The sequence below is a fragment of the Paenibacillus sp. J22TS3 genome, assembly GCF_018403205.1.
GTDB lineage: Bacteria > Bacillota > Bacilli > Paenibacillales > Paenibacillaceae > Fontibacillus > Fontibacillus tuaregi.
Genome location: NZ_BOSF01000002.1, coordinates 170,821 through 191,473, shown reverse-complemented (window position 1 = coordinate 191,473; position 20,653 = coordinate 170,821). Strand labels below are relative to the sequence as shown.

The window sequence follows — 20,653 nt, the reverse complement described above, 5'->3', positions numbered from 1 at the left end:
TGGCATCGGGGAATACAACTGCGTATACGCCTTGCATCCTCGGTGCCGGTTAGGATGGACTGAGTTCTTTATACCTTTATTTTATAGACTCTATCCTCTCTTCAAGTACTTGGTTCACAAATGAAACAAGCTCAAAAAATACAATAAAAAAAACGACATTTCTGCCGTTTGTGTTAAGTGTTATGGAGCCTAGGGGGATCGAACCCCTGACCTCATCGCTGCCAGCGATGCGCTCTCCCAGCTGAGCTAAGGCCCCGTAAATTTATCGTCAAGTCAACGCATAAATCCGCTTCTGTCAACGGTTTGTCAGCGTACATTCATTTCGTCGTTTTCTTTCCGCTTGAATAATATAACACACGGGAGCGCATCGCTGCAACTATTAATTTCAGATATCTGCGCAAAGATGCATAAGCAAAAAGGGCGCAAGCTCAACGGAATTCCCGTGAACCTGCGCCTATTTTAAATCGGACTCTCTTCGATAGACTACTGTTAAAACTGACCCCCAAATCAAATTTTTATTTGTCGGTTATATGTGCACTTGATGTAGAGGTTAGCGGATACCGCCTTGGGGTAATGCGTTATTGTATTAAATCGATATGCACCCGTATTCATTTTAAAGGGCGCATCGCTGATTGCTATGCGTAAAGCTAGCGGCCGCCAACCCGTACCACTGCGCCATTCTTCCGAGTATATGCGGATATCCCGTTATGCACCGTTTATGCATACGCCAGAAACCGCGTCGTTATGCGGCTCACTTTAGCGGAGTGAATAGTCGTAATCTGTACGATATGCATCCGTTTATGCAGCGGTGACCCCCTGAGTTTTAGCGCGTCCGTCCGTCGGGAGTCGCTAGTAGGTGAAACGCAATCTTAGTCCGAAATAGTCGCCTTATCCCGCGTGTTTACCGTTAAGCATATCGTCAAGCTCCGCGATCTCATTACGGATCTCGTCGTCAGTCTTCCGTCTCTCTTCGATCACGTTACGCGTATCCTCCACAACTGTTCTATCGGTAAGCAATCCGTATCTACGCATATACAAGTCGAGCGCCTTAACGGAAGGAATCCCGTTCGCTCCACCGCGGATCGCACGCATGAGTTGAACGTACACTTCCGATCGCATGGCGTCAAGCTGACGTTCAGTTAGGTAGTTAACGTAAGCAGCGAACGCTTCTTGTGCCTTCCATTCGAAGAAGGTTGAGCGTGCGATCCCGATCTCATCCGCCAGTTCTTGCGCTGTTTTCTTCTTCCCGTCCTCGTTAAGTAACTCCGCCCACTCATTGTTTACGATAAGCTGTGCGGCCCGTTGTTGTTGTGGTGCTAACTGCGCCTCTAATACTTTACGTTGTCTGCTCATTCTATATCGTCCCCCTCTTTATTTATATGCGCTAGTGCTTCATGAATCTCCGCCTGTAATGCTGCAGGATCGGATAACAGGCGATCTGCCTCTGCCTTCGGAGGTACGCCATGCTCGTTACGGTATTCGTACGTGTCATGACGCGTCCCTTCGTTCCTATCCCGTAATAGTTCAATTGCCCAATGTAAGCGCCGCATACACTCGTTTATATCTAGGCTGTCTGGGCCTTCTTCGAGCGTTTTGTTAACGTGCCGCATCGTATCCAGAATGCCACGAACACCGAGACCTATCATTGTAAAGAAGAATCCCTTAGACCGGCCCAGTAGTTTAGCCGTTTCTGCGTACTCCTCTAGCTTACTAAGGTCGATCCTCTGCGCATGTCCTTGCGCCATAAGTGACGTATATTTAATCGCAATCACCTCAAACCGATGCAGCCGATCAACTAGAGCCAGTGATAGCGGAATGTCTACGGAGCGCTCTCGTTTTGGCGCATCCGGCGGCAGTCCATTCTCTATACGTATCTGGCGCAATCTCTCCGTTAAGTCTGCGATGCTAGTACGTAGTTGATCGTCTGTTTCGTAGCGAGCCATTTACGTTTTCCCCCTTTCGAATTAAAAAGACCGCCCTATAGAGGACGGCCGTTATTGTGTATTACTTATTCAATTGCGCTTTAAGTGCGTCTATCTTCGCCTGTTTTTCCGTAACACTCTTACGCAGGCCATCGACGTAATCCTGGCGCTCCTTTACCTTCGCTTGAAGCGTCTCGATTCGGCCCGGGATCTTATCCGTCTTTGCTTGCTCTTCTTCGATACTCTTTTGTAGCGGCGCTATCTCGTATGCCTCCGAGTATTTAATATCATTATTAAGAGAAAGCACACTATTTTGGAGTGTTGTAATCTCATTCAATATCTCTAGTTCTTCCTTCGTATATACTTTTTCAGCAGAGGCAGGCTCGGCCATAGTTATCGTTTTCCCCTTTACTGTTAACGGAATGCCTGCCGCATCGGATATTGCCCTAACAGGTACATATGCCTTCTCCCCGATCACAGCCGCGTCCCCTATTTTCTTTCCGTTCTTCACTACCTCATATGTACCACTGACTTTCATGCCAATTAAGCCTTTGATAGAGTCAGCGAAAACAGAGGTTCCCGCAAACAACGCGGCTCCAACAACTACACCCGCTACAAACTTCTTCATCAGACTTCCCCCTTATGGTTGTTATATCTATTATGGTCTGATTTGGAAGAATGTTTCAATAGGGAATGACATTAGATTGAGTGTTGATGAGTAAATCCACCGTAAGCACTCCAGGTATATATCTTTCCATCAACGGACTTGAATTGCGTACCATCAGGGAACCCGTGATTATGAGCTCCACCCGATACAGGAGTAGTGGAGGCCCCTTTGTCAGCCTTTCCACTAAGAAGAGCCGACAGCCCAGTTACAGACGTCGGAGTTAATCCAGCTACATTCGCTCCCGAAAAGTCTACTCTTCCGCCTTGATTCCCGATGTATACAGTTCCTCCACCGACAGCAGCGATAAGCATATCTGCGAAAGAATAAACCTGAAACGCCGCGTCCGACCCGTTTAATGTTCCCGCACCGGAACCGTCAGACTTCGCGAAAGAAATGGCGCTCATTCCGTACGTATCATTGGCGTTAATAGAAATCCGTTCGTGCCCGCTTTGGTCATAAGTTCGCCAGCCCCTTGCGTCAACCTCCACGCGGGCACCTGACGCAGATGTCCGGATAAGCGCCCCGGTTATCGTTCCGCCCGTTATGTCGGAGCTGTACATCGAAGAATTATCGATCTGCCCTGTGAGCGTAATTTTACGCGCAACTACGCTACCGTCCATCGTCGCATTGTATGGAATCGTTAAATCACGGAATTTAGGTAAAGGCTTTCGATCCCTGATTACGCATTTACTAGCTACAATCCCTTCCGCCTGTACAACAAACATCGTCAAGTATCCGCCAACTATCTCATCCGCTACGTGCTCGAAAGTTCGACGAGCAGCCTTTTCGATCGGCAGGCCCGAATTAATCTTACGCACAAATAAAGGTAACGCTATGTCAGAGTGCGCAGCTACCCCGAAGACTTCCGCCTCCTTTGGCCCCTGTTGGTTAATTTTGAAGTTATCACGATACGCAAATTGGACGTATAAAGGCTTACCATCTACGATTTCGTGCAGGTAGACACCGAACTCAATACCATGCTTGGATTCCGTATAACCTGGATCGTCTTTGTGTTCGGCAACAAAATCATTGTACGTTGTCCTGGCTACGCTTTGGATGTCTTCATAGGTACTGTCCGGCTTAATTCGAGCGAATACGTCTTCCACTATCCCAGTCATCCCGGACATAAAAATAACGCGATTACCAACCTGTCTTATCTTTTGATATTCATCCGTTACAACATATTTCCCGCTCCCCACCTCCGCACTAACACGACTGTCAGCCCATACAAAAATCTTATTGTCGTGAAACAGTGATAGACACAAACTCATACCGCTTCCCCCTCTATAATTAAGACCGACGCGTTTAAACGCCGGCCCCTTCCTTTCAATTATTCGTAGCGTTCTCCGTTTAGTCTCCGTTGTGACCAGGCGATCATTCGGTCTTTGTGGCGCTTGTATGCGTCCGTAGCGGCTGGCGTCCTCCTAAATTGAGCCTTGGTATAAAGAGCCGCGAGCTCGTCCATATCCAAACGTAGATTAGAGATGTCGATCGGCTCGTATGATGCCGGGTCAACTCCGACCAGATATTTTAAAACATCCTCGTCACCAACAATCTCCATTTTGCTATTTTCCGGGTAAAATGCTCTCATTTAATTACTTCCTTCCTGAGTCCCAAATTTTTGTTTAATCTGCGAATAAACCGCTAGGTTCTCCATAGTCGCGTTTAGTTTGGCAATCCTATGCGCCTCGTCAACGTCTTTCCGTGTCACCTTTCCGCCCTCAACTAGAAGTCTTCGCAGATTTTGGCGAGAAACTTGCCAGGCGATATGTTTAACGCGATCCTTTTCGTAGTGCTCGAATTGATCACGTGCGATAATCGCGCGCGCTTTGTCGTCATCATTACCGGTCTCTGCGGCTTTGGCCTCAAGTCCCTCAACGTAGGATTGTGATGGATTTGCCATAAACTTAACGCCAGACTCCTCGTCAAAATAATGCGCCACCGTGTCGTCATATCGGCGCTGGGCGAGCGTGTAAGCCGCGATACGCTCCGGATTACCCCAAGACATGGCTTTCATTTCTACGAGTTGGGAGTAGTTAGTATCTAGTTTCATTCCGCGTCATCTCCGATCTTCAATCGCTTAACATCTGCCGGCAGTTCTTTACGTACGCCAACTTTGTGCAAGTCCTCGGATGTAATAAGGGATAAGTCACTCTCGCTCACAATTTGATGCACTGCTATTCCGTCTCCGGGGCGCGCATCAGATAGTTCCAACTGGCGCATGTCTAGGTAAGCTGGTTCATATTTAGCCACCATGTCATAATAATCAATAATTCCGTTAAGGTACTCGGCCCTCGCCTTTTTAACGCGCTCCAATATGGCCGGAAACTCCTTTGTTCGGACCATCGGGGCGTAGTTGGTATTCCAATCGACCGTTAGATCGCGAATAGTGATACGGCCGTCAAGAGATGCGCTTGTCGCAAACTCATAGGCTTTGGCGCGGTCTTCCTCGGCTTGGGTTTTCGCCTCCTTGGCGGTCTCAATTGCGGCGTTAATCCGTTGCTTATCCGCGGAAAAGTCCTTCCCAGTCTGGAACTCCTGACGGAGAATAGCGTCTTTCTGGGCGATCAGGTCCGCTAGGTGCGTACCGGCCTCAATTACTGCTTTATCGTACCGAGCGCGTATCTCATGAAATCGTTGATCCTGTTTGTCGTATTTTTCTTTTAGTTCCCACTTAATCATTAGCAAACATCCCCTTTAGGTATTTAATAAGCTGGCGATACCACGGCAATTGAAGCTATACCTCCGGTTCATCTTGTATTGGCTTCACTTCCTCGACCGCATATATCTCAGCAATTAGCGGGTACACCGGCGATCCAGGCGATACATGCCGATACAGTGGTTCGAGCGTTTCTGACTCTACGTAAGAAACATTAACGCCCGGCACGCTTAGAAACGTTTTGAAAAGCAGCTCATCGTCCGTTTCTATGTCGACCGTCTCGTACCTATGTGCGCTCATCAAGTCGAGTACCGCATCAAGAGCGCTAAGTTCCTCGTACATCGGCTTTATTATTTGATCCGCGTGTGCTCCGGAATCATTAAACACGTTGACTGCTATCAGCCGAACAGGTCCGACACTCGTTGTTATTGCCTGAAACAACGGTCTCACAGCAGACTCACGTTAACGGCTAACTGCCGGCCACTACGAGGATCGCCCATAACGTCATAGTTAACGACATCCCCACGTGAAAAGGATTCGCCATTCGGATTGTTTCGGATGTGCAAGAAGACATCCTCTCCGCCATTGTCCGGTTTTATAAATCCGAAACCTCTGGATCTAATAGGATCTATAATCACTCCGGTGAACTCTCCTTTACGAATTGGCTGCGCTGACTTTTTGACCGGTGATCTACGGATGGATGGACCAATAACCGCGATATCTTCTCCGGTACCCTCTTCGCTGCCTGCCCACGTTTTTGACTCGATAAACATATCGCTTACCCCCGTTTAATGTGTTGTTTTGACGCTAATAGCGGCGCCCTCATGGAATGACCCGCTCACTTACTGAACATCCGTACAGGATTTCGTATTCTAGACTGGCAGCAGCATCGATCATCATAACGCGCCGTCTGTGGAACTCAATCGGCTCTATTGCGGTGACGATAATCCCGTTAGCCATTCCATCGCGCCTCCTTCGGTAATGTCGATTGCTTCTATGATGCCGCCGCGAATTTCCGCCTGACCAACGCCGTAGTTCCTCTTTGGCGAAGTTTCCTTACAGAACTCAATTGTTACTTTCTCAATCAGCTTGCAGCGTTTAACGTCATCCATCTTGCGCCAGGTTTCGATCACGATTCCCCGGCTTGCAAAGTCTATTAGCCTATCGTATAGCTCCGGCACTTCATCGACCGGAAACGGTACGAACTTGATCGGCCACCGAGCGCCGTAATCTACGCTAATCATCCCGTTACCCCCCTCGTCTCGATACACATAGATCCAGATAGCGACAACGGATTGATTCCGCCGGGCGCGAGCTACTTTGCAGCGAATTTCCGTTTTATCCATCGCAGCAAGCAACGCGCAGCTTGAATCCTGCTTGTAATATCCACAGTAAAGACGGGCATCTTCGTGTCTGTCCATCAGCTTCCTCCCCTCGATAAAACTCGTGCATATTCGGTAAGTAACACGTTGATTTCGCCTGATTTAAGGCACGACAAATAGGCCGCGAAGGTGTTTGTACCTGCGACAACTAAACCGCTCTATTTCACGTGAATTATACGGTTAACTTACATCCGAATAAATTACGTGCAGACCGTTTTCTCGCGTTAGGAATCAAGTATTGAAGCGCGTACGGCTTGTCTTCTCCCGGCGCATAATATCGGGCTTGAATCATAATGTCCGGATATGATCGACGTATCTTGGTCCAGACCGCTTTGTCTTCCGTATATCCGAGTAGCTGGTCGTCATTAATCCGCCAAATAGCATCTTCCATGCGTGTGTCGTCCTATTGCGTGGCGCCTGCCGTGAGCCCACGTCCATTATTGTTGATCCGGCGTGTTCCCGGGGTTATTACCGTCCCGTTCGGTTGGTGTATCTACGCGAGCATGGAGGAGTAACGAGCCCGCTCAACCGCCTGTACGATATCGCTATTAATGCCCACGTACTGCGCTATCTTAATTTGCAACTTAAGACTGACCGCACGGAGATCGGCTTCAACGCTCGCAATTAATGAGCGGCTTACACCAAGCTCCGCGGCAAATCGCTCCTGCGTCAAGCCAAGTTTAATGCGGATCGCCCTTACCGCCGTCGAGTCCATCATATATAATTGCTCCTTTCTGTACTTAAATGTCACTAATAATAATCTAACTGGGAGAATATTACCCTCTCCCTCTCACCTATCTAAATTGTCGCCAGCTAAATATCAGTAATCAATCTCGCGGATCGGCTTACGTCTGCCGCCCATTTGCTCGTATCTTTCTCGTGCCGCTTGGATGCGCTCTAACTTGTCCGGATTAAAAGGCTTTTCATGCCGCCATAGTCGTAAGAGGTAACTTTGCTCGTCATACTTCTTAGCCTTTTTCGGCTTGGGCGGATTTTCCTCTGCCTTCTTGGCCCGTTGTTCTGCCTTCTGTGCCGTTTTCCGGACGGTCTTACACGCCAGGCTGCATACTACTGCGTTACAAGGCCGTGTCTTATCTCGAAACGGGAACCCACAGACGGCGCAAAATTTAATCCGCTTATCGCCCGGCAACTGAGCGCGCAGCTTAGATATTACGATAGCCGCTTCTGCCTGCGTCATTCCTTCCGTTAATTGCCGAGCGTACTCTATCGCTCCCTCTCCCGGGTACATCCGCTCATCTCCTATCCCTCTATGTATTTTCGGAGTTTGTCTGCCATACGCCGCCTTACCCGTTGTGCTTGTTTTCGATCACGAAGACCGAGCGCATCGGCTATTTCTTGAAGCGTTGTATCCGGGTCTACCCGTAGCAGGTCAAGTACAGCACGTTCCTGCTCGTTTAAAGACTGATCCGCGGCCATTTCTGCGATCGTCGCCCTATTTACCGCTACAGACTCCGCGCTCGGTACCGGGTATTTTCGTTCTACCTCCCGTAAGACTGTTTCATCCTCTATACTTTGCGCCAGGTGATTAATCCGGTTTTTCTCAGTTAAGGCGCGTCTGACCATATCGCGGCCTTTGTTCCGCACTGAGGTACGGAGGAGGTCGAAAAACGAACCTCGTCGGCCGTCATAAGCGAGCGCCGCCTTCGCAACAACAAAACGGAACTCACTCTCGAAATCGTCTTCATATATACGGTACTTCCGATAAGTTACGGACCAGCGATGCGCCTCGCGTAGGATAAAGGATTCCGTCTGTGCGTTCAGCTTTTCAAAGGCGTGACGGTATGGCTCTTCGTCTCCGTCTTCGGTCCTCTTGAGGACTTCTAGCATATACGTCGCCCATGCGTCATCAACATCGCGTCGGCGCTGTGAGTAATAGTTCCGACGTGCAGTTTCGAGCTGGGACTCGTGCCCTTTTCTTAGAATAGTGGACATAATTACGTCCTTTCGAAAATTTATTTTATTTTTTTCGATTTGCCTGCCACAAACACTATGAAAATTTCGTTATTAATAACGTAAGCCCAGTTGGGCGTCCGTATATACTCCGCCTCCTATGTAGTACACTTCGTATACTCCGTCATATCAATATGTAGCTTATCTGTATCAGCAAAGATAAATATGTGGTAGCCGAGCTGCCTTTTGTTCTGAGCGGTCTTAATCATCTTGTTCCCTTTGTACATGAGCCAGCCGGCCATCTTCTGAGAATGAATAACAAACTGCTTTTCCACGTTTCTCCTCCTCTTTAGGGTAAAAAATAGACCGCACGCATCCCCGATAACCAGAACATACGATCCCTTTTCTCCTCTCTAATTACACTACCACAATATATAGTGTTTGATTAGTGGTTGAAAAAATATATCTTGTGTTTGTAAATTAAAATATTATTTTTCTAGTATAAACGGACCGTTTGTTCCCAACTTGTCATAAGACGCAAAAACAGGCGGCTGCCTCTACCGCCCGTGGCGTCTTCAAAACCCGCAGCAGGCTGCACGAGTAAAATGTAACCCCTGTTAGCATCTGATTATACGGCCGGCGTCTCCTGATACTGGAGCAAACCGCACGCTTGGCCGTCTGCATCTATTGTGAACGCGGAGCCATTTCGGGCGTTGCCGCGCCCGTCCCGCGGAATAATCGAACGCAGGCCGGTATCGTCGGAGCGCGACGGTTAATTACGCAAGATACTCCGCGAGGCCGCCGTCAATTTCCGGATTATAGTAGCGCCGTAGCCGCCGGAGTGACCGGAATGCCTTGTGATGATGCGTACCAGCCCGGTCGGCGAGTGAGCTGATCGATTCCTTTCCATCGGTTTTTAGTGCCATATCAGCTATAAGTGCCGCTACCGGTTCGTTACTCCGCTTGACCAGCGATAAGATAAAACCGGCCCGGTCCGTTTCTTCTCGATCGTTTGTCCCTCCGAACTCTGCGTCCGATTCCGGATAATATATACGACCGCTCCAGCTCGAGTTCTTCTTATATACGCGGAGACGAGCATAACGGAGACTCACGTAAAGCAGGCGGCAAATGTCCGTAATTCCGTCCCTATTAGCGATGACGAGCAGCACGTCGTCAAACGATGATTCCGCATCATACACGTCACCGGCGCCCGTCGATAGTACCTTCGCCCGATGCCACGACTTAATATCCTTCAATACCTCGTATAAGTCCGTGAAGCTTTCGTTATCACGTGTCTGTCTATACCGCAAATAGCATTCTTGCGCGTGTTCATCCAATACGTTCATTCGGAATCCCCCTCGATTTGCATTAATAACCGTAGTGCGATCCAATTTCCGCCATACGTCCGGACGTAAAGATGTCCGTTCATCCGTTTGCCTCCCCGAAATATGGCTGACGCCCCCTTGTCCTAAAAATTGGCATAACAAATAAGCAGAAAGTTGTGGATTTTTCTGTAAATGAGTTGTATACTATTCGTTGTACGCTTATGCGTACGATGATTGTGATTTGATTATACTGTACGTTTATGCGTACAGTCAATACTTTTTGGGAGGATATTTTATGGGAGTAAAAGTCATAGTTGCATTTGGGAAGCTTTTGGAAGAGCAAGGGATGTCTCTGAATGAGTTGTCAGAGAAAGCAAATGTAAGGCGTGCAGCTCTCTCTGAACTGGTGAATGGAAAGCGGGAAAATATCAATTTCGAGCATATAGCAAAAATTGCGGAAGCTTTGGGGACTACCGATATAAGCAAAATAATCACTTTAATTGAAACCGAGGAAAATTAATAATACATACCGGCCGCCCATCATTAGGCGGTCTTTCTTATGCGTTGAATCAGCGATTTTGAACGTGGAATTAGGCGATTTAGCCTGCGATGAGTAATTACGGTGGGGTACAGAGGAATGACGCTTGTAACACGTGGAAAATACGGAGAATTGACGTTCACCGAGCACAATACACCGGCCGTTATCGCTGTTCCGAGCGACCCAGTTGCGGAGAAAATACCCAGAGCGGGGAATACGAACGCTGCCCCAAGTGGTGCCTGAAATAATTCTTCCTGCTGTTTTGCCTTACTCTTCCGTCTTGCCATACTTATCCCCCATAATCCCTAGTTATTTATACCTAATAATTCGATATTTGGGTCTAATTTCCTCCATGAAAGAAGGATTTTCAGAGATTTTATCGAAGAGAAACATAATTATTTTTTCAATTTCACAATTACAATGGACAATGTGGTAAAGGAGCAGCTTTATGAAGGATATTTTTTTCGCAGTGGGGAGTTTTCATTTTTACTGTACTACTTCGGAGACATCAAATATTAATTCAGTTTATACTAAAGACGTAGAAGAACTTTTAGGCACTTGCAGTAATATTAACAATATCAAAATATTAGATAACAAGGTTTTCAAGATAAAACATCCTCGTAATATTTTGTACTATAACGATAATGAAGACGAATTCATGAATGATCTGTCATATAACAACTTAAATGAAATATTCCCACATCCCAGCCTACTAAGGGTTGAGTTCGACCTCTTTATTCCGCAGAGGGTATAGGAGGAATATTTTAAGGGGAGAAATGTAAAAACTTACACGGATAACTTTAAAGTACATATTATCTATGACACCGGTTTTCCTGTTACCATCATTGAACTCGTAGAGCCAAAAGGCGAATGCTTACCTTCCGACGGAGTTCTCGTGGTTTGGAATTTTTTATCAAAAGAGCTTAATAACAAATCAGAAAATTATAAATTTATGCGCATGGGACCTAGTCCTTTCTATGTGAATTTTAAAATCACAAATAAATTTACAGAACCATATGAGGAAGACTTTACAGTCAAATTATTAAAACAAGAGAGAAGAGGACGCCATAATTATACTTTTGTTCTAAATACCGATGATGAACTAGAGTATGAAGAAATACAAAGGGATATTTATTTGAGTACAGCTCGTGAACTTGGCTTTTATTATGAGCTTCAACAAATTGATAATAGAAGAAACTACAGTTGGACTAAAATCGAAATCATGGTTGACATGCTACTTGAGAGTCAAAGTTTAAGTTTTTGGAAATTTAAAGGTAGATTTTTACAATCTCGTGCTCTTCTAAACGAATTATTTCATGCAATTTCAAAATTTGAAAGAGATGAAATTGTTTTTAAGCAACGATATAACAACGACATTAAGGAAGTTTATACTGACGGCGAGTTCTCATTTTTCAGAAAAAATATCGAAGAGTTATATGCAGAGTTTATGGAATTTCCAACCGAACAAGTTTTGAGGTATATTAATACGTTTGAACAAAGAAGACTTAACCTAAACGGGGCTTCTTCAGCAATTATTGGCGGAAGTATAGGGGCCCTTTTAACAATTTTATTCGCAAAGTAAAAAAGAATTGTTCTTACGCTTCTTTATTTATGGGCGCTACCAAACGAAAGGAATAACGCAAATGAGCCGTTTTATGAGGACGCTGACCCATAACGTTCACTTTTACACCGCGCAGCTCGAAGGCACCCCGATCGTCATATTTATCGCGGATGAACTTATGGTGAGCGGAGTAATCGAAGATATAACGGCGGTTTCCGTTAAGGTGCGCGGAGAGTATTATATGCGCGATGTATGTGCGTTTAAGTACGTCATTTAAAACAGAGAGAGGAGAATACTAGTGAAATGGATTTTCTTACAGTAAGAAGCTACATGGCAGAAATGTTTAACGATGCTTTATTTTATCTACAAGAGGCAGAGCGTGAAACTGACACGTTTGTAAAGACCCGTTTTTATAGGTCGTCTATTATTAATTTTTGCGCATCTGCAGAGGCTGCTATGGCTTTTCTAGCAGAAAAACATTTAAAAGCACAGAATCGTTCGAGGTTGGGTAGAGTCGACCGGGAAATACTAGCTTATTTAAACAGAGTGGACAAGCAGCCACCACAAGAGTTTAAAAGTATACCAAGTAAAATTTCAAAAGTGACTAATTATTTAAAAGTTGAAATCCCTTCACAGGTAAGAGAAGACTATCTCGCCCTTACTTCGTTTAGGAATAGGCTGATTCACTATAAAACTACCTTAAACAATGAGATTTACTTAGACGGCCGTCTGAATAAAATGGCGCAAAATGCTCCACAAATCACAAGGAGCTTTCTTTCTCATCTATCCAAAGACCATAATTTAGGCTTCTATTTAAATGAAAAACCTAATTACTAAACAATAAATTCTGTAAACACTGGACTCCGCAGCATCCCCGCGCGAGTCCAGTTTCGCATTTTCACGCGAGCTCTAATCCGCGGCTCCACGTATACGAAATCGCGATCCTCACCGGTAATCAGCGGCTTCACCACGCCATAAAACGCCTTCTTGTGCGTTGGGCTAGCGCCATGCTCGATAATGCCAGCCGGACGTACCTTCGCGCTATTTTCCGCTTGCACAGACGCAAGCCAGCCGAACTCCGCCTTGCGGTAGCCGGTCAGCCATACGTCGGCATACGACCAGTTGATAACCTTTAGCCACGCGGCCGACCGTCGGCTGACGTACGTGCTATCCGTTCGCTTCCCGACCATGCCTTCGAGCGATCGCGCCTGCATCTGCGTGAACAAGGCTTCGCCAGCTTTCTCTACGTAAGGAACAATACCGAAATGAGCGTTCGGTAGCGATAGGCCCGCAAGTATTTCTTTGCGTTGCATGAGCGGTAATTGGCGCAAGTCTTCGCCCTTGTACCGCAGGATGTCGAAAACAACGAACGTAACCGGTAACTGGGCGCTGAGCTGCGTTATCTTATCGGGCCGACGCGCCTGAAAGCGGGACATCACGGACTCAAAGTCGACTACGCCGGTTTGCGGATCATAGACCGCGATTTCGCCGTCCAGAACGACGTCATGCGGGAACAGATTGGTTGCGATCTCAGGGTACTGGCGTGTACAGTCGTTGTGGTGACGTGTGTAGAGGCGGACGGTTCCGCCCTCTTGCGTATATATTAAGCGGTGGCCGTCGACCTTAGGTTCGTAAATGTAGCGCGAATCCGAGAACGGAGCGGCTGCCGTTTCGAGTAACATCGGGGATATAAACATAAAAACACCTCTATACGATTATAGCGCGTAGCTACTACGGATAGAGGCGGTAATTGCTGAGAATTGCTTACTTGTCTGTATATTCACTTACTTCGAAAGTTAAAATCTTATCAAAGATTAAGAAATCTTTTCGGGCACTGAATGGGCCTTTATTATTGTTCCCTTTGTTGACTGTAAAGAGTGATGGTCCTCTTCCTGAATCCTTAGCGTCGTACCAACTAATGAAGCTGCTTATTTCGCTTGCAGATAGGTCATATTCCTTCTCTAAACCATTTGTCATGGTGACTGTAAGGATAGCACGGTCCCCAGTTGGTTGTGGATTAGGGTTAGTGGCTTTATTTGGCGTTGCAGAAGCTTCATTTGAATTTATGCTTTCTGCTCCGGAAACAGTGGCAGTAACCACGTAATAGTATGTCGTACCGTTTATAACATTTGTATCTGTATAAGACTGATCAGTTACGTTTGAAGCAATGGAAGTATACGGACCATTCGCAGTAAGAGATCGCTTGATAGTATACGTAGCTCCAGTGGACCCAGTCCAGTTTAGTGATGCTTTGGTATCTCCAGCAGTGGCTGTTAGATTTGACGGTGCTGGAGTTGGTTGTGGGTTGGTGGTTCCGGTAGGTGTTGCTGAAGCTACGTTTGATTTTGGTCTTTCTGCCCCCGCAACAATAGGATTGATCACATAATAGTAAGTTGTTCCATTTGTCACGGTTGTATCAGTAAAGTTCGTTTCTATGACGTTACTTTTAATTACTACATAAGGACCGTTCTGTGTGGTTGCTCTTTTAACATTGTAACCAGTAGCATTAGGGAATGGGTCCCACGATAGATACACTTTTCCATCATCACCAGTTGCTGATAATGTATCAGAATAAACTTCTAATGAGAATAATTTTAAATTTGTATTTTTTCGTCCATCTATAAGTACATATTTCACTTTTTCTGCTGCATCAATTGTTATTGTCTGATCGGTTGATGTTAACCTAACATCAGCTATTACGCTACGATCGGTGTTATGTAGAATTACGCCCGGATACATACTATTTAAATTATCTACTTTAATTCTAATCTTTCGAATTGTAGATGGAGTAGGAAGAACAAATTTATATTCATAAGGCTGATCAACTAAGTTGCTCTTTGCTTCTGCATATGTGCTATCATCCCCATCTGTTGCATTGCCTACTGAATTAAGAAATACTGTACTCCCGACTGCTTCAGGTTGCAACCCACGTAGAAGGTCGGTTTGAGCTGCTGAAGCATTGGAAATCGGTAAGCATAATAAAAAGAGTGATAAGGCTAGGAACGCAATAAACTTTTTCAATGTAATTCCCCATTTCTATTAAGTAAGAACATTTTAATTTTACTATTATTTAAATAGAAATTCTAAACAAAATTGTCTAATTATGTAGTTAAATGTTAGTGAATGATTTTTTTTTTGACTTCGCGACCATATCCGCGCGAACTCTTAGCAAAACTTTGCGTTTATTTTAACGTTGGCATTGGCGAACTCCTTACGCTGCAGCCGAAAGAGTAAGCGGAGTCTCCTCCGCCCTTTCCACTATTACCTCGTTCATCGCGCCCATATCTTTCGCCCACCTGCGCCCGAGTCCGATGCACTGCGTAAATGGCTCGCTTACCCTTCGCAATACTGGACCTGCCGCGGTGTCCCGCTTATACTGCGCTGACCTTTGCGCATTCTTCTCCACGCAGTAATTTTCGTAAGCCGTCCGCTTCCTCTTCGTCGGCTCCCGGTAATCCTTGCCGTCAGTGCCGTGAGCCTTCGCAGCCCCTTCGGATGCTTCCCGTGCCTCCTTCTCCGCCTTGAGTGCCGCCTTTACCTCACGTAATTCACGTACTGTCATTTCGTCGACCGTTTTGATTTCGCCAGTTGACGGGATTGTGTGCGGTTCGGCTACGAATTTGCCGCGGTCGACGTCAGAATTTTCCGACCAGCAAACGGTCCGACGTCGGAACCTTCGAAAATTGATCGTAAACACGAATCATATTCCATGCCACTGTCTTAAAAAGTGCCGTCGCACATTAGAGGGCTTCTGCGGGCTGGGTCGTGACTAACCGGGATTACACGGACCAGGCGTATAAGCTTGCGAAATCCAATGGAGTCCGCCTTATTGGTAGGGACGAATTGGTCGAGATGCTGCTGCAGATGCGGGAAAAGACAGCCGCTACTAAACAGAAAACTAGCGCATAAATTATGTACAAGTGACGAGTGAGATACTCGCAATGGGTGCGCGTGGGTACCGCCACATGATGTATGATAACGCAGAAAATAACCGTCAAAGTAGCGCTCTCTCTTCGTACCCTACCGTTCCATTCCGGGCAAGGTAAAGACACTAATTTGACGGTGAAAATGCGCTGGAAACGAAGGATATCCGCCCAGCGCATCGCTTTATCGTGTTATTTTCCTTGAACGATCGGATTTACCAACTACCGCGCTCAGTGGAGAAAACTCTTCGTGGTTCTTTTTCACGTTTCTATCGGAAAGGTGGGTATAATGCGCGGTCATTCGGCCATCGGCGTGGCCTAGAATCGCCTGCAAATGGCGCTCGGAGCCGCCTTCTTCGAGAAAGAGTGTTGCCCCTGAGTGTCGAAGTAGATGTGGATAGATACGTTTCTCAATTCCTGCTCGGGCTGCGTACTTCTTTAGTTGGTGTCGGAAGTGATTTGGAAGCAATCTATCACCATAGTTATTAAGAAACACATACTCACTATCAAATTCGGTTGTCTCACGAATAAGCTCCTGTATTAGCTTAGCTGTGCGCTTAGTAATAGGAACGATCCGTGGCTTACGCGTCTTTGTTATCTCGCGTCTAAGAGATGCGTAACAGGCCGATAAATCGAGGTCTTCTTTCCTCAAAGTCAACGCCTCATCTATGCGGAACATTCCATCTATTAGTAAGTTTAAGAACAACGAAATCCCGGAAATCGCTGTATTTACGCTGATTCGGAGCACTTAGCAATCGTTTTAGCTCGTCCGTTGTTAAGACATCTATGTCCCGCCCAATATCCTTAACGTTCTTCAAGTACGCGAAAGGATCTGAGTCTATAACCCCCTCTTCGTATAGAAATTTAAACATGGTTTTCATGTTTTTGATTCGCGTGTTTATTGACTTTGGCAAGAGCCCAACCGTACGTACCGAATCCGGCACATTGCAGGCGTCGCTAAACTTTGTTTTCTCGTCCCTAAGCCAAATTATGTACTCCCGCCCAACCTCGACGGTTATATTACGCACATCGCGTATTATTCCCTTAAGATCAAGAAATTCACAAAAGTACCCATAATTCTGAGAATACACCTTCAGCGTATTAAGGGCGCGCCCCTCTGACTTCCTCGCTTGGTAATAGTACTCAAAAAGGTAATCGAGTGAATACCGCAAACGTTCCGAAGTTCTTTCGTTTTTAACCGCTCGGCCCTTACGTTTATCTTCCGCCAAATCAAAAAACTCCCTTCCGCATATTAACGGAAAGGAGCGAACTTATGTACACATATCAACGTTTAGTCGGAGCGTATATCTGCGTGTGTCAACGTACAGTCGACGTGGCTGTCATCGTACATTCAACGAGTAAATTACGGGCAATTGCGTGGCTTAGCTGCCAGCGATGCGCTCTCCCAGCTGAGCTAAGGCCCCAAGTTATATGTATCGGATGTGCTCGAAACCATCCGTTCCATTTTTCCCGACCAGATTAATATAGCATATACAAACAAGATGTGCAAGCACTACCTCAATATTTTTAACAAAAAAGGACCCAAACGGGTCCCCATCTTCCTCTATTCCCTGCGCTCTCTATCTCCCGCACAAGTTACTCTCTTATGTTTCCTTATACAGTTAGTTTACAGCCTCTCACTACTACAGTACTCGGCGGGCTGTGACGTAAGTTTTATCCCAAGTGCTTCCCTTAAACGTGGAAATAGTCACACCGACACCTACCCGGTAGGTATGAAGCAGCTTGCCGTTCCCCATGTAGATGCTCACGTGATTAATCACACCATCGCGGTTCGTATCCGAGAATACTAAGTCACCGGCTCTAAGCTGGCTCTTGGAGACATATTTGCCTGATTTGGCCTGGTCTCTGGACGATCTTGGCAGCTTGATTCCATGTTTCTTATAGACATATTGAACGAAGGAGGAGCAATCAAAGCTGCTGGTTACCCCGCTCTTTGCACCGAATTTATAAGGTTTTCCAAGATACTTTTTCCCTGTTGCAATAATTTGGTTTGCTTTTGTGCTGCTGGTCGCCGCGGCACTGACTGTCGACTTGCTTGCTGCATGCACTGAACCAGAATGAATTAACGTACTGCCAGAAAAAGCAACCAAGAGGCTAAGACCGATTCCCACTAATTTTTTACCCATACGGCTATTCTTCGTGTTGTTCATGCTTACTCCCTTGTGTGTTGGTATAGTGTGGGGTGAACCACCATAACCAAAGGTAACATATTTGTAACTTCCATTAAGTACCTGAAAGTCAGCAAACTACCATCACAGCAAGGGTTATCCCAGTTTATGAAAAGTTTATTAAAATTTCGGAGCAATTTTTTCTTGACAGGATATTTATAATCATATGACCCCTGAGTAGTTAAAAAAGCACTCTAAAAAGGTGGCCCGCACCGAACCTATGTTTTTGCTTTTATACTTCCAAGTATCTGATTCGTTATAGTTTCTAAATCTTGTAGGGCCATGTTAGAAGTAGTAATATCTGCTGTCGTCTCCCCACGGAGCCGCAAAGCCCGTTTGCGGTCTGGATTGTAACCGATCACCTAAGCTGGTTTGTGCACTAGATTGTGTACTGGACTGTGATTGGCCATCGGTTCCTGCGGTCTATGAGGACGTGGATACGCTCTGCCCATCAGCTAGAACACGCCGTGCGGTTACGAAAGTCCGATCCCAAGCGCTCCCCGCAAAATTCGAAATCGTTACACCGATACCCACTCTATACGTATGAAGAAGCTTTCCATTCCCCATATAGATGCTTACATGGTTGATGACGCCATCCCGGTTCGTATCACTGAACACCAAATCGCCCGGCTGCAGCTGATCCTTGGACACCGCTCTGCCTACACCCGCTTGTTGTCTCGATGAACGTGGCAGATTAATCCCATTTTGCTTGAACACGTACTGGGTAAAAGACGAACAGTCGAACGCATCCGTCCTCCCTTCTTGAGCTCTAAAGCGGTAAGGAACTCCAAGAAATTGCTTGCCTGTTGCAATAATGCTGGCAGCCATCGAAGTGCTGGCCGCTGCCGCCGCATGTACGGCTCCAGGTGTAACTAGCATGCTTCCCGACAAAGAAACCAGAAGGCTAAGACTGATTCCTACGATTGTTTTACCGATACGGTTATTCTTCGTGTTGTTCATGTCCTACTCCCTTGTGTATGGATTTGAGGTGTTCACCACCTGAAACTAAAGTAACACACGCTAAACTTCCAGGAAGTTCCACCACCTAGGCAAACTACCATTAGACAAGGGTTTATTAGGATTTATGAAAAGACTATTAAAATTCTCTAATCCAATTGTCATTGACAAGTTGTTTGGCTAAATCCCCTCTCCTACCTTCCCCATAATATAGAAAGGGAAAGTCGCCCTCTCGGATGCCAAGGAGTTAGCGCTCTATCCTTCATGTGCATCCCCCTAAATTATCTCTATTGATCTTATGCTATCATGAGAAATAACAACAGAATGCAGCTTTAATTAAGGAGTGGAATATTTTGAAACAGATCCTTATAAATAACTTTAAATGCTTAGAAGGCAGTTTTATTTACGGTCTTCATGAAAATGCTCACTTTGACGTATCTGCTTTTTGGGACTACTACAATTCTCTGGTCTTTATCACCAAGGAGACCAAAGAAAACCGGGATTTAGATAGAAAAACTACAGATATGGTGTGTTATACATATTCATATATCATGAGAAGTCTGGTGTGGAATTTTTGCCCAGATGACTTGTATTCTATTTCTAATCTCCCTGCCGATGACCTTAACCTGTACGTAGAGCGATTGGAAATTGCTTTTATGGGCTATATCAAAGGACAAGTTATTAATGATAGCAGCTTTGAGCTTGTGAACCCGACCAAACAGTAGCAATTTACTTGAAACAGATTATCGTCACCCGATAGACGTGTAAGAGGTAGAGGTGGCAGGAATATCCTGCCTTTGTCGAGTTGCGAAGTGTTCTAAGTACTTCTGCTTTTACATATATTGAAGCGGCGTGATGCCCAGAAAGAATCAGGGACACATCACATTATCGCTCTCTATTTTGCCAGAGTAACACATTCGCTTCGCCTATAATATGATGAGTCTAGAAACCTAAAGAGGTGAGCCAATGGCAGTCGTAAAAGCCAGAAAACAGGATATTGATATGTTGGCAAGGTTGCTTCGAGCTGAGGCTGAGACCGAAGGCGAACAAGGCATGCTCCTTGTTGGAAATGTGGGCATTAACCGAATAAGAGCGAACTGCTCCGATTTTAAAGGAATCCGGACGATTCCCCAAATGATCAACCAGGCGCACGCGTTCGAAGCATTGCAGCATGGTTTGTACTATCAAAAAGCAAGAGATAGGGAACGCCGGCTGGCGCAGCGGTCTGTGAATGGGGAGCGGAGTTGGCCAGCCAAATTCTCCCTTTGGTATTTCCGTCCAGGAACGTTCGAAAATCCCGGACCATGTCCGCCAACCTGGTATAATCAGCCTCTCGCAGGACGTTGGAAGAAGCACTGTTTTTATGAACCGACCGCGGAAGAATGTGAAAATGTATATAGTACGTTTTAATTTGCATGGAGCGATACCGGCGTGACAGGCGGAGCGATGCTGGGTGACCAGAGCATAATAAACGTTAGAGCCGAACGGGCAGTTAGCGTGTGTGCTGATTTAGACTTTACTTTTGTCTTTGAATGGTTGGAAATAGCTTAATAAACCGCCCTTTACGGGGCGGTTTATTTTTTGATTAAAAATCAACATTAAGATTTAGCCTAGCCTTC

31 protein-coding genes, 1 tRNA gene and 1 pseudogene are annotated in these 20,653 nt (G+C 45.9%); 8 read left to right on the top strand and 25 right to left on the bottom strand.

Features of this window, described 5'->3' with window-relative positions; translation table 11 throughout:
* Positions 1–183: 183 nt before the first annotated feature.
* The 18 genes from KJS63_RS06800 to KJS63_RS06715 form a co-directional block, all read right to left on the bottom strand.
* Positions 184–256 (bottom strand) — tRNA-Ala (locus tag KJS63_RS06800).
* A gap of 632 nt (positions 257–888) precedes the next feature.
* Complete coding sequence (locus KJS63_RS06795; RefSeq protein WP_213618475.1) at positions 889–1,353, bottom strand: phBC6A51 family helix-turn-helix protein; 465 nt, start codon at positions 1,351–1,353, stop codon at positions 889–891.
* Complete coding sequence (locus KJS63_RS06790) at positions 1,350–1,943, bottom strand: hypothetical protein (RefSeq protein WP_213618474.1); 594 nt, start codon at positions 1,941–1,943, stop codon at positions 1,350–1,352. Before KJS63_RS06790 ends, KJS63_RS06795 begins: the two co-directional genes overlap by 4 nt.
* Before the next feature lie 61 nt (positions 1,944–2,004).
* A complete protein-coding gene (locus KJS63_RS06785) occupies positions 2,005–2,550 on the bottom strand; it encodes a hypothetical protein (RefSeq protein ID WP_213618473.1) in 546 nt (181 codons plus the stop codon).
* Positions 2,551–2,621: 71 nt separating this feature from the next.
* On the bottom strand, positions 2,622–3,695 hold the full coding sequence (locus tag KJS63_RS06780) for a hypothetical protein (RefSeq protein ID WP_213618472.1): 1,074 nt from the start codon (positions 3,693–3,695) through the stop codon (positions 2,622–2,624).
* A gap of 224 nt (positions 3,696–3,919) precedes the next feature.
* Positions 3,920–4,180, bottom strand: a complete 261-nt coding sequence (locus KJS63_RS06775; RefSeq protein ID WP_213618471.1) for a hypothetical protein — start codon at positions 4,178–4,180, stop codon at positions 3,920–3,922.
* Positions 4,181–4,642, bottom strand: a complete 462-nt coding sequence (locus tag KJS63_RS06770; RefSeq protein ID WP_213618470.1) for a hypothetical protein — start codon at positions 4,640–4,642, stop codon at positions 4,181–4,183.
* Positions 4,639–5,271: a hypothetical protein gene (locus KJS63_RS06765; protein WP_213618469.1), complete on the bottom strand. Its 633-nt coding sequence runs from the start codon at positions 5,269–5,271 to the stop codon at positions 4,639–4,641. The genes KJS63_RS06770 and KJS63_RS06765 overlap by 4 nt, the downstream gene beginning before the upstream one ends.
* 55 nt (positions 5,272–5,326) lie before the next feature.
* The gene (locus tag KJS63_RS06760) at positions 5,327–5,698 is read right to left on the bottom strand and encodes a hypothetical protein (protein ID WP_213618468.1); all 372 of its coding nucleotides are present in this window, start codon (positions 5,696–5,698) and stop codon (positions 5,327–5,329) included.
* Positions 5,695–6,021 (bottom strand): cold shock domain-containing protein, encoded by a 327-nt coding sequence (locus tag KJS63_RS06755; RefSeq protein WP_213618467.1) that lies wholly within the window; start codon positions 6,019–6,021, stop codon positions 5,695–5,697. Before KJS63_RS06755 ends, KJS63_RS06760 begins: the two co-directional genes overlap by 4 nt.
* A 49-nt stretch (positions 6,022–6,070) precedes the next feature.
* The gene (locus KJS63_RS06750; protein WP_213618466.1) at positions 6,071–6,208 is read right to left on the bottom strand and encodes a hypothetical protein; all 138 of its coding nucleotides are present in this window, start codon (positions 6,206–6,208) and stop codon (positions 6,071–6,073) included.
* Positions 6,178–6,669 carry a hypothetical protein gene (locus KJS63_RS06745; RefSeq protein WP_213618465.1) on the bottom strand — a complete coding sequence of 164 codons (492 nt, stop codon included), beginning with the start codon at positions 6,667–6,669 and terminating at the stop codon, positions 6,178–6,180. Before KJS63_RS06745 ends, KJS63_RS06750 begins: the two co-directional genes overlap by 31 nt.
* A 133-nt stretch (positions 6,670–6,802) precedes the next feature.
* Positions 6,803–7,021 carry a hypothetical protein gene (locus tag KJS63_RS06740; RefSeq protein ID WP_213618464.1) on the bottom strand — a complete coding sequence of 73 codons (219 nt, stop codon included), beginning with the start codon at positions 7,019–7,021 and terminating at the stop codon, positions 6,803–6,805.
* 102 nt (positions 7,022–7,123) lie between these two features.
* Entirely contained in the window at positions 7,124–7,348 is a 225-nt protein-coding gene (locus tag KJS63_RS06735; RefSeq protein WP_213618463.1) for a helix-turn-helix transcriptional regulator, read from the bottom strand.
* A gap of 102 nt (positions 7,349–7,450) precedes the next feature.
* Entirely contained in the window at positions 7,451–7,879 is a 429-nt protein-coding gene (locus tag KJS63_RS06730) for a hypothetical protein (protein WP_213618462.1), read from the bottom strand.
* A gap of 11 nt (positions 7,880–7,890) precedes the next feature.
* Positions 7,891–8,478, bottom strand: a complete 588-nt coding sequence (locus KJS63_RS06725; protein WP_213618461.1) for an RNA polymerase sigma factor — start codon at positions 8,476–8,478, stop codon at positions 7,891–7,893.
* A 221-nt stretch (positions 8,479–8,699) separates the two neighbouring features.
* Positions 8,700–8,876 carry a DUF5659 domain-containing protein gene (locus KJS63_RS06720; protein ID WP_213618460.1) on the bottom strand — a complete coding sequence of 59 codons (177 nt, stop codon included), beginning with the start codon at positions 8,874–8,876 and terminating at the stop codon, positions 8,700–8,702.
* A 441-nt stretch (positions 8,877–9,317) separates the two neighbouring features.
* Entirely contained in the window at positions 9,318–9,887 is a 570-nt protein-coding gene (locus tag KJS63_RS06715) for a hypothetical protein (protein WP_213618459.1), read from the bottom strand.
* Positions 9,888–10,161: 274 nt separating this feature from the next.
* Between KJS63_RS06715 and KJS63_RS06710 the strand changes: the two genes are divergently transcribed.
* The 5 genes from KJS63_RS06710 to KJS63_RS06690 all read left to right on the top strand — a co-directional run bounded on the left by KJS63_RS06710 (position 10,162) and on the right by KJS63_RS06690 (position 12,802).
* Entirely contained in the window at positions 10,162–10,386 is a 225-nt protein-coding gene (locus KJS63_RS06710) for a helix-turn-helix domain-containing protein (protein ID WP_213618458.1), read from the top strand.
* Between the two features lie 117 nt (positions 10,387–10,503).
* Complete coding sequence (locus KJS63_RS06705) at positions 10,504–10,647, top strand: hypothetical protein (RefSeq protein ID WP_213618457.1); 144 nt, start codon at positions 10,504–10,506, stop codon at positions 10,645–10,647.
* 652 nt (positions 10,648–11,299) lie between these two features.
* Positions 11,300–11,986 carry a hypothetical protein gene (locus KJS63_RS06700; RefSeq protein ID WP_213618456.1) on the top strand — a complete coding sequence of 229 codons (687 nt, stop codon included), beginning with the start codon at positions 11,300–11,302 and terminating at the stop codon, positions 11,984–11,986.
* Between the two features lie 61 nt (positions 11,987–12,047).
* Complete coding sequence (locus KJS63_RS06695; protein WP_244862518.1) at positions 12,048–12,242, top strand: hypothetical protein; 195 nt, start codon at positions 12,048–12,050, stop codon at positions 12,240–12,242.
* A gap of 26 nt (positions 12,243–12,268) precedes the next feature.
* Positions 12,269–12,802 carry a hypothetical protein gene (locus tag KJS63_RS06690; protein ID WP_213618455.1) on the top strand — a complete coding sequence of 178 codons (534 nt, stop codon included), beginning with the start codon at positions 12,269–12,271 and terminating at the stop codon, positions 12,800–12,802.
* Here KJS63_RS06690 and KJS63_RS06685 read toward each other — a convergent pair.
* The 3 genes from KJS63_RS06685 to KJS63_RS06675 all read right to left on the bottom strand — a co-directional run bounded on the left by KJS63_RS06685 (position 12,799) and on the right by KJS63_RS06675 (position 15,662).
* Complete coding sequence (locus tag KJS63_RS06685) at positions 12,799–13,662, bottom strand: ATP-dependent DNA ligase (RefSeq protein WP_213618454.1); 864 nt, start codon at positions 13,660–13,662, stop codon at positions 12,799–12,801. The two genes, KJS63_RS06690 and KJS63_RS06685, sit on opposite strands and share 4 nt — an antisense overlap.
* Before the next feature lie 67 nt (positions 13,663–13,729).
* On the bottom strand, positions 13,730–14,986 hold the full coding sequence (locus KJS63_RS06680; RefSeq protein WP_213618453.1) for a fibronectin type III domain-containing protein: 1,257 nt from the start codon (positions 14,984–14,986) through the stop codon (positions 13,730–13,732).
* A 190-nt stretch (positions 14,987–15,176) separates the two neighbouring features.
* Positions 15,177–15,662: a hypothetical protein gene (locus tag KJS63_RS06675; protein WP_213618966.1), complete on the bottom strand. Its 486-nt coding sequence runs from the start codon at positions 15,660–15,662 to the stop codon at positions 15,177–15,179.
* Between the two features lie 62 nt (positions 15,663–15,724).
* On the opposite strand from KJS63_RS06675, the pseudogene KJS63_RS06670 reads away from it, so the two are divergent.
* A pseudogene (locus KJS63_RS06670) lies at positions 15,725–15,874 on the top strand (restriction endonuclease); the annotation flags it as partial.
* A 198-nt stretch (positions 15,875–16,072) separates the two neighbouring features.
* On the opposite strand, the gene KJS63_RS26150 reads toward KJS63_RS06670, so the two are convergent.
* From KJS63_RS26150 to KJS63_RS06655, 4 genes are all read right to left on the bottom strand, one after another.
* On the bottom strand, positions 16,073–16,540 hold the full coding sequence (locus KJS63_RS26150; protein WP_244862517.1) for a tyrosine-type recombinase/integrase: 468 nt from the start codon (positions 16,538–16,540) through the stop codon (positions 16,073–16,075).
* A 10-nt stretch (positions 16,541–16,550) separates the two neighbouring features.
* Positions 16,551–16,979, bottom strand: coding sequence for a phage integrase SAM-like domain-containing protein (locus tag KJS63_RS26145; protein ID WP_244862554.1), 429 nt, complete (start codon positions 16,977–16,979; stop codon positions 16,551–16,553).
* 552 nt (positions 16,980–17,531) lie between these two features.
* Positions 17,532–18,059 carry a C40 family peptidase gene (locus tag KJS63_RS06660; RefSeq protein WP_068619824.1) on the bottom strand — a complete coding sequence of 176 codons (528 nt, stop codon included), beginning with the start codon at positions 18,057–18,059 and terminating at the stop codon, positions 17,532–17,534.
* A 441-nt stretch (positions 18,060–18,500) separates the two neighbouring features.
* A complete protein-coding gene (locus KJS63_RS06655) occupies positions 18,501–19,037 on the bottom strand; it encodes a C40 family peptidase (RefSeq protein WP_213618451.1) in 537 nt (178 codons plus the stop codon).
* Positions 19,038–19,387: 350 nt separating this feature from the next.
* Between KJS63_RS06655 and KJS63_RS06650 the strand changes: the two genes are divergently transcribed.
* Both KJS63_RS06650 and KJS63_RS06645 read left to right on the top strand, forming a co-directional pair.
* The gene (locus KJS63_RS06650) at positions 19,388–19,759 is read left to right on the top strand and encodes an Imm41 family immunity protein (RefSeq protein ID WP_213618450.1); all 372 of its coding nucleotides are present in this window, start codon (positions 19,388–19,390) and stop codon (positions 19,757–19,759) included.
* A 241-nt stretch (positions 19,760–20,000) separates the two neighbouring features.
* Positions 20,001–20,444 carry a cell wall hydrolase gene (locus tag KJS63_RS06645; RefSeq protein ID WP_068619826.1) on the top strand — a complete coding sequence of 148 codons (444 nt, stop codon included), beginning with the start codon at positions 20,001–20,003 and terminating at the stop codon, positions 20,442–20,444.
* Positions 20,445–20,653: the final 209 nt, after the last annotated feature.

Bases quoted from the DNA above. Each gene is read 5' to 3' on its own strand.
- KJS63_RS06775 (WP_213618471.1), bottom strand. From the start codon at position 4,180: ATGAGAGCATTTTACCCGGAAAATAGCAAAATGGAGATTGTTGGTGAC.
- KJS63_RS06730 (WP_213618462.1), bottom strand. From the start codon at position 7,879: ATGTACCCGGGAGAGGGAGCGATAGAGTACGCTCGGCAATTAACGGAA.
- KJS63_RS06705 (WP_213618457.1), top strand. From the start codon at position 10,504: ATGACGCTTGTAACACGTGGAAAATACGGAGAATTGACGTTCACCGAG.
- KJS63_RS06690 (WP_213618455.1), top strand. From the start codon at position 12,269: ATGGATTTTCTTACAGTAAGAAGCTACATGGCAGAAATGTTTAACGAT.
- KJS63_RS06770 (WP_213618470.1), bottom strand. From the start codon at position 4,642: ATGAAACTAGATACTAACTACTCCCAACTCGTAGAAATGAAAGCCATG.
- KJS63_RS06735 (WP_213618463.1), bottom strand. From the start codon at position 7,348: ATGATGGACTCGACGGCGGTAAGGGCGATCCGCATTAAACTTGGCTTG.
- KJS63_RS06655 (WP_213618451.1), bottom strand. From the start codon at position 19,037: ATGAACAACACGAAGAATAACCGTATCGGTAAAACAATCGTAGGAATC.
- KJS63_RS06795 (WP_213618475.1), bottom strand. From the start codon at position 1,353: ATGAGCAGACAACGTAAAGTATTAGAGGCGCAGTTAGCACCACAACAA.
- KJS63_RS06645 (WP_068619826.1), top strand. From the start codon at position 20,001: ATGGCAGTCGTAAAAGCCAGAAAACAGGATATTGATATGTTGGCAAGG.
- KJS63_RS06725 (WP_213618461.1), bottom strand. From the start codon at position 8,478: ATGCTAGAAGTCCTCAAGAGGACCGAAGACGGAGACGAAGAGCCATAC.
- KJS63_RS06715 (WP_213618459.1), bottom strand. From the start codon at position 9,887: ATGAACGTATTGGATGAACACGCGCAAGAATGCTATTTGCGGTATAGA.
- KJS63_RS06755 (WP_213618467.1), bottom strand. From the start codon at position 6,021: ATGTTTATCGAGTCAAAAACGTGGGCAGGCAGCGAAGAGGGTACCGGA.
- KJS63_RS06765 (WP_213618469.1), bottom strand. From the start codon at position 5,271: ATGATTAAGTGGGAACTAAAAGAAAAATACGACAAACAGGATCAACGA.
- KJS63_RS06740 (WP_213618464.1), bottom strand. From the start codon at position 7,021: ATGGAAGATGCTATTTGGCGGATTAATGACGACCAGCTACTCGGATAT.
- KJS63_RS06695 (WP_244862518.1), top strand. From the start codon at position 12,048: ATGAGCCGTTTTATGAGGACGCTGACCCATAACGTTCACTTTTACACC.
- KJS63_RS06745 (WP_213618465.1), bottom strand. From the start codon at position 6,669: ATGGACAGACACGAAGATGCCCGTCTTTACTGTGGATATTACAAGCAG.
- KJS63_RS06660 (WP_068619824.1), bottom strand. From the start codon at position 18,059: ATGAACAACACGAAGAATAGCCGTATGGGTAAAAAATTAGTGGGAATC.
- KJS63_RS06685 (WP_213618454.1), bottom strand. From the start codon at position 13,662: ATGTTTATATCCCCGATGTTACTCGAAACGGCAGCCGCTCCGTTCTCG.
- KJS63_RS06785 (WP_213618473.1), bottom strand. From the start codon at position 2,550: ATGAAGAAGTTTGTAGCGGGTGTAGTTGTTGGAGCCGCGTTGTTTGCG.
- KJS63_RS06790 (WP_213618474.1), bottom strand. From the start codon at position 1,943: ATGGCTCGCTACGAAACAGACGATCAACTACGTACTAGCATCGCAGAC.
- KJS63_RS06710 (WP_213618458.1), top strand. From the start codon at position 10,162: ATGGGAGTAAAAGTCATAGTTGCATTTGGGAAGCTTTTGGAAGAGCAA.
- KJS63_RS06750 (WP_213618466.1), bottom strand. From the start codon at position 6,208: ATGGCTAACGGGATTATCGTCACCGCAATAGAGCCGATTGAGTTCCAC.